Below are 6,248 nucleotides of genomic sequence, written 5' to 3' on the forward strand. Positions count from 1 at the left end.
ATATAAAAAGCAGAGCGAATTGAACATTCCTCTGCTTTTTTGTTTTGATTGAACCTCGATACGAATCTTAGAATAAGCCTAATTGCTGCCCACTGACTCTCTCAAAATCTAAACCAATGAAAGGCAAGATTGCTTCTGCCACCGGTTTAATCTGCTTATCGATGTAATGCTGATAATCGATACCACTCTTCAAATACTCTTTGGGCTCTGGGCCATTCAAGGTAATCAAGTATTCAATACGTCCTTTGTTTTGGTACTGAAGTGGGCGCCCTAGTTTTGCATTGACCTCATCAGCCATTCTGGCAGCCCGAACTTGTGGCGGAATGTTCTTTTGGTACTCATGCAACTTGCGACGCAGGCGCTTTTGGTAAACCAGCAAGTCGTCATGCTTACCTGCTGAAGTCTCATCAACAAACTGTCTGACGTAGTCGGTTGGGTCTTGGTCGTGGAAGACCATTTCATACAAGGTTTGTTGGAACTGTTGCGCGAGTGGTGTCCAGTCTGTTCTTGCACTCTCAAGCCCTTTGAAGATGATTTTCTCTTGGTCACCTTGATTGATTAAACCGGCATAGCGCTTCTTCGAGCCAGTTTCTGAACCTCGAATGGTTGGCATAAGAAACTTGCGATAGTGAGTCTCATATTCCAATTCGAGTATAGAGGTTAGGTTGTAGGTTTCTTTTAAGTGATTCGTCCACCAATCGTTGATGTAAGCCACAAGGGTGTGACCAATCTCGTCCGCTTGCTCCTGTTCAAAACTACCATTCAGAGACACGAAGGTTGAATCGGTATCTCCGTAGATCACTTGATAGCCTTTGTCTTCGATTAGAATCTTGGTTTGCTTCATGATCTCATGACCACGCATGGTGATAGAGGACGCCAAGCGAGTATCGAAGAAACGACAACCAGACGAACCTAGCACCCCATAGAATGAGTTCATGATGATCTTAATCGCTTGAGAGAACGCCTTTTCGTTGTTCTTCTTAGCCACATCACGTGCAGCCCATAGGTTTTCGATCATCTCTGGTAGAAAGTGCTTAGAGCGGTGGAATTGACCACCTCTAAAACCCTCGACCGCTTGGTTTTCGTCTGGGCCTAGTTCCAGCTTCAATCCTTCAATCAGCCCCATAGGGTCAATCAGGAACGAACGGATGATTGATGGGTATAGGCTCTTGAAGTCGAGCACCAATACAGAGTCGTACAGGTTGGGAATTGAATCCATAACATAACCACCGGGGCTCGCAATCCAGTTCTCAGGCTCTAAGTTAGGTGCGACATAACCCGCTCTGTGTATCTGTGGTAGGTACAAATTAGTAAAAGCAGCAACAGAACCGCCAACACGATCAAGCTCGACACCAGTCAGTCGCGAACGCTCAATCGCAAAATCGAGTAGGTGGGTATGTTCAAAGATTCGGTTTACCAACACACAGTCTTGAAGGTTGTACTTAGCCAGTGAAGGCTTATCGAACTTAAACATCCGGTTAATCTCATCCATGCGGTCATGAACGTTATGGATGTCTTTACCTTCGCCAAGTAACTCTTGCGATACCGACTCCAGTGACCAAGACCGGAAGTGGTAGGTCGCCGTTTTAAGCATATCGATACCATCCAAGACAACGCGCCCTGGGATAGTGATAAACCCCTGCTGATTCTGTGCAGAGCTACGGAAAAAGCTTGGTTGATTGTCTCTACCGATATTTAGCTTTACTTCGTTCCATTCTGAACGTTTGTGCAGCAGCCTAAAGTCGAAGTCGATAACATTCCAACCAATGATGATGTCAGGGTCAAATTCAGAGAACCACATAATCATGGCTTCAAGAAGAGCTTTTTCGTTGGCAACCCATTGGATGTTGGTGCCGGCTTCTTGAGGGACGCCGACCATGATCACTCGGCTATCCATCGGGCTGTCTAGACCAATCGAATAAAGCACGCCTTTTTCTGAACATTCAATATCAAGCGAGACGACAGATAGATTGGGTAAGTAGTCGCCCGCTCGGCATTTCGCATTTGAGACTCTGCGATGCTGGCTCTTTTGTACCGCGGTACCCGTGAACTCAATACTTCCTTTGATAAAGCGTTCCATCAAGAATCGGTCAGCGAGTCGAATATCGCTTTCAAAGGTTTGGATTTCTTCGTTATGGAAGGCTTGCGCTAAACCAAAGCTACTTCTCGACAGCGAGGTGTAACACGCGGCGAGAGGTGTTTGCTCGAATGTGGCTAGTTCTAGAGGCTTAAATTGGCAATCAATCGACTCTTTGGCTGCGATTGTCTGACATGCTTCTAAATCAGATTGAGCGACAAAAAATACAGGTTTTTCATTTGGAATGGTCAGCAGAGTAGGGCCTTGAGGGGTGCTTAACCACAAGTCGATTTGCGTGCGCCCTGAAAAATCTCTCGCTTGTCTTGTAAGTACAAAGCCTTGCTGAATATCCAATGTATTAACCTATTGAAATTGGGAATCGAATACTACCACTTAGCGACCCTCAGCGCACAACAGGCAGCAAAAATACTAACTAAATTCTAGTTAACAGAGGCAAATAACGGGACTCTATAAGCAAATAAGTGAAATTGTCGCGAATGGTTATTCAATGGTATTGAAAATATCTTTATCTTGTGTAATTTTATTGGGTGTTGTTTTAACTGGTTGATTTTTAGAAAAAGCTTGTTGTTTTAGTTAGCTTATTTGTTAATAAGTACTTGCTAAAGTTCGTGTTTCAGCACATATTCAACAGAGCTTTTTTTTAGTAATTAAGTTAAGATGTACTCAATGCTGCGATCCACTGTTCCTTTGTTCAATTGTTTCAAACAGATGAAACGACACAGTGGTTGCAGAGCCAATTAATAGTGTGGAGATACAAGTTTGATAAATGTTTTCCTTGTAGATGATCACGAGCTGGTTCGCACAGGGATACGACGTATTATTGAAGACGTCCGTGGAATGAACGTAGCAGGGGAAGCTGAAAGCGGTGAAGATGCTGCAAAATGGTGTCGTACTAACAATACTGACGTTATTTTGATGGATATGAATATGCCTGGTATTGGTGGCTTAGAGGCAACCAAGAAAATCTTGCGTTTCAACCCTGATGTTAAAATCATCGTTTTAACTGTTCATACGGAAAATCCGTTTCCAACTAAAGTGATGCAAGCTGGAGCTGCTGGTTACCTTACTAAAGGGGCAGGTCCGGATGAAATGGTAAATGCAATTCGAGTGGTTAACAGTGGCCAACGATACATTTCACCAGAAATTGCGCAGCAGATGGCTTTGAGCCAATTCTCTCCTGCGTCTGAAAATCCATTCGCAGACTTATCTGAACGTGAACTTCAAATCATGATGATGATTACCAAAGGTCAGAAAGTGACGGATATTTCAGAACAACTCAATCTAAGTCCTAAAACAGTCAACAGTTACCGCTACCGTTTGTTCAGCAAGCTGGATATCAGTGGCGATGTAGAGCTGACGCATTTAGCGATTAGACATGGAATGTTAGACACTGAGACCCTTTAACACTGAGATCGTATAGTGACCAACTTGTTTGACTCAGTCTCATTCCTCAAGACAGTAACAGAGCAGCCCGGCGTTTATCGAATGTATAACGCCGAGGCTGTCGTTATCTACGTCGGTAAAGCTAAGAACCTCAAAAAACGCCTTTCTAGTTATTTTCGTAAAAAAGTCGACAGTGAAAAAACACGCGCTCTAGTCAGCAATATTGACAAGATCGATGTCACTGTAACTCACACGGAAACCGAAGCTCTTATTCTTGAGCATAACTACATCAAGCAGTACCTACCGAAATACAACGTACTCTTGCGTGATGATAAGTCGTACCCTTATATTTTCATTAGCGGCCACAAGCATCCTCGTTTGTCGATGCACCGCGGCGCTAAAAAGAAAAAGGGTGAATACTTTGGTCCTTATCCTGATTCCGGCGCTGTGCGTGAGACGCTACACCTAATACAAAAAATCTTTCCTGCCCGCCAGTGTGAAGATACGGTTTATGCCAACAGAACACGTCCATGTTTGATGTATCAGATTGGCCGTTGTGCTGCGCCATGTGTCAGCTCGATTATCTCTGACGAAGAGTACAGCGAGCTTATCGACTATGTTCGTCTATTCCTACAAGGGAAAGATAAACTGGTGCTAGAGACTCTCATCGAGAAGATGGATATAGCAAGCCGAGAGCTTCGCTTTGAGCAAGCTGCCGCTTTCCGTGACCAAATCCAAGCGATTCGACGCGTGCAAGAACAACAGTATGTATCTGACGACTCAATGGAAGATATGGACGTGTTGGGCTTTGCTCAAGAGAATGGCGTAGCGTGTATTCATATCTTGATGATTCGCCAAGGCAAGGTTTTAGGCAGTAGAAGCCATTTCCCTAAAATTCCAAACAATACGGTACGCGAAGAGGTCTTTTCGAGCTTTTTAAGCCAATACTATCTAGCGCATAATGAAGCGAGAACCATTCCAACCCGTTTGATTCTGAACGCGGACCTGATGGAAGACGTCACACCAATCCAAGAAGCTTTGTGTGAAGTTGCAGGTCGTAAGATCCATTTCAACACAAACCCTTCTGGTACTCGTGGTCGTTACCTTAAATTGTCGAACACCAATGCGTTAACGGCGATTACGACCAAGATTAATCACAAGATGACCATCAATCAGCGCTTCAAAGAGCTACAAGAAGTGCTGTCGATGGATGCGATTAAGCGCATGGAATGTTTCGATATCAGTCATACCATGGGTGAAAGCACGATTGCGTCTTGTGTGGTGTTCAATCAGGAAGGCCCGGTGAAACCTGAGTACCGTCGTTACAACATCACAGGTATTACCGGTGGTGATGACTACGCTGCGATGGCTCAGGCGCTTGAGAGACGTTACTCGAAGCAACTCGATGTCGACAAGATCCCAGACATCATCTTTATCGATGGTGGTAAAGGTCAGCTAAACCGCGCGCATGAGATCATTTCTCAATATTGGGGTGATTGGCCGTTTAGACCAAGAATGATGGGTATTGCGAAAGGCGTGACTCGTAAACCGGGTTTAGAGACTCTAGTGACTTTAGAAGGGGAAGAGTTCAATTTACCCAGTGATGCTCCAGCACTGCACCTTATCCAACACATCCGTGATGAAAGCCATAATCACGCGATTGCAGGGCATAGGGCGAAACGTGGTAAAACGCGAAGAACCAGTGCTTTGGAAGGAATTGAAGGTGTTGGACCTAAGCGTCGTCAAGCTTTGCTGAAATATATGGGTGGCTTACAAGAACTTAAGCGTGCAACTGTCGAAGAAATAGCCAAAGTGCCGGGCATTAGTCATTCTTTGGCAGAAAACATTTATCAAGCATTGAAACAATAGTAAAAATCCCGCACCATTAAAGCGCAATTAATAAGAGCCCAATAATATGCGTTTGAATATACCTAATATTTTGTCATTACTGAGACTATTTTTGATCCCAGTATTCGTTGTCGTTTTCTATCTACCTTATCAATGGGCTCCTTTTGCTGCTGCGATGGTGTTTTGGGTAGCAGGTTTCACTGATTGGCTAGATGGCATGCTAGCTCGTAAGTTAGGGCAAACGTCTCGCTTCGGTGCCTTTATTGATCCGGTGGCTGACAAAGTGTTGGTTGCTACGGCTCTTATCCTGATTACTGAGCATTACCACTCGATTTGGGTGACTATCCCAGCAGTGACCATGATAGCTCGTGAGATCATCATTTCAGCGCTTCGTGAATGGATGGCTGAAATCGGTAAACGTGCAAGTGTTGCAGTATCTTGGGTCGGTAAGGTTAAAACGGTTTCTCAGATGTTCGCGTTGTGGGTGCTTATTTGGCGTTATGACGATTGGATGGTTTGGGTTGGTTACATCGCGCTCTACGTTGCAACGATTCTAACCTACTGGTCGATGGCGCAATACTTGATGGCTGCCAAAGACGACTTGTTAGACGAAAAACATCATTGATGAAGAAGCGAGCTGAGGCTCGCTTTTTTGATCTTTAACCTAAGGTTAAGTTATCAATAGTGGATATCTAATGTGATATAGATCTCCTTTGAATAACCTGCTCACAGTGTGTTTTGAACATAAAGTCAGCTATTTGGCCTGTTTCGTATGAAATCTATTCAAACGAATTAAAAATACAAAAATAATATTGACTCAATCGTCTGAATCCGTAGAATGCATCCCGTACCCAAGAGGATGGCAATGAGCTATTCGATTGGAGTTACTAAGGCGCCTTGGCAGAGTGGCTATGCAGCG

Annotated in this window: 4 protein-coding genes; 3 read left to right on the forward strand and 1 reads right to left on the reverse strand. The window is 44.2% G+C overall.

Annotated features, from left to right (window positions below; all coding sequences use genetic code 11):
* Window positions 1–67 precede the first annotated feature (67 nt).
* A complete protein-coding gene (locus A142_RS13125) occupies window positions 68–2,431 on the reverse strand; it encodes a DNA polymerase II (protein WP_019821131.1) in 2,364 nt (787 codons plus the stop codon).
* A gap of 426 nt (window positions 2,432–2,857) precedes the next feature.
* On the opposite strand from A142_RS13125, the gene uvrY reads away from it, so the two are divergent.
* From uvrY to pgsA, 3 genes are read left to right on the forward strand one after another with little or no spacing between them, the layout of a single operon-like run.
* Window positions 2,858–3,502: a UvrY/SirA/GacA family response regulator transcription factor gene (uvrY, locus tag A142_RS13130; protein WP_004729778.1), complete on the forward strand. Its 645-nt coding sequence runs from the start codon at window positions 2,858–2,860 to the stop codon at window positions 3,500–3,502.
* 15 nt (window positions 3,503–3,517) lie between these two features.
* Window positions 3,518–5,350 (forward strand): excinuclease ABC subunit UvrC, encoded by a 1,833-nt coding sequence (uvrC, locus tag A142_RS13135; protein WP_029405348.1) that lies wholly within the window; start codon window positions 3,518–3,520, stop codon window positions 5,348–5,350.
* 46 nt (window positions 5,351–5,396) lie between these two features.
* On the forward strand, window positions 5,397–5,954 hold the full coding sequence (gene pgsA / locus A142_RS13140; RefSeq protein ID WP_019821134.1) for a CDP-diacylglycerol--glycerol-3-phosphate 3-phosphatidyltransferase: 558 nt from the start codon (window positions 5,397–5,399) through the stop codon (window positions 5,952–5,954).
* The last annotated feature ends 294 nt before the right edge of the window (window positions 5,955–6,248 follow it).

Origin of the sequence: Vibrio splendidus 12E03, from assembly GCF_000272105.2 — a bacterium.
Classification (GTDB): Bacteria; Pseudomonadota; Gammaproteobacteria; order Enterobacterales; family Vibrionaceae; genus Vibrio; species Vibrio splendidus_I.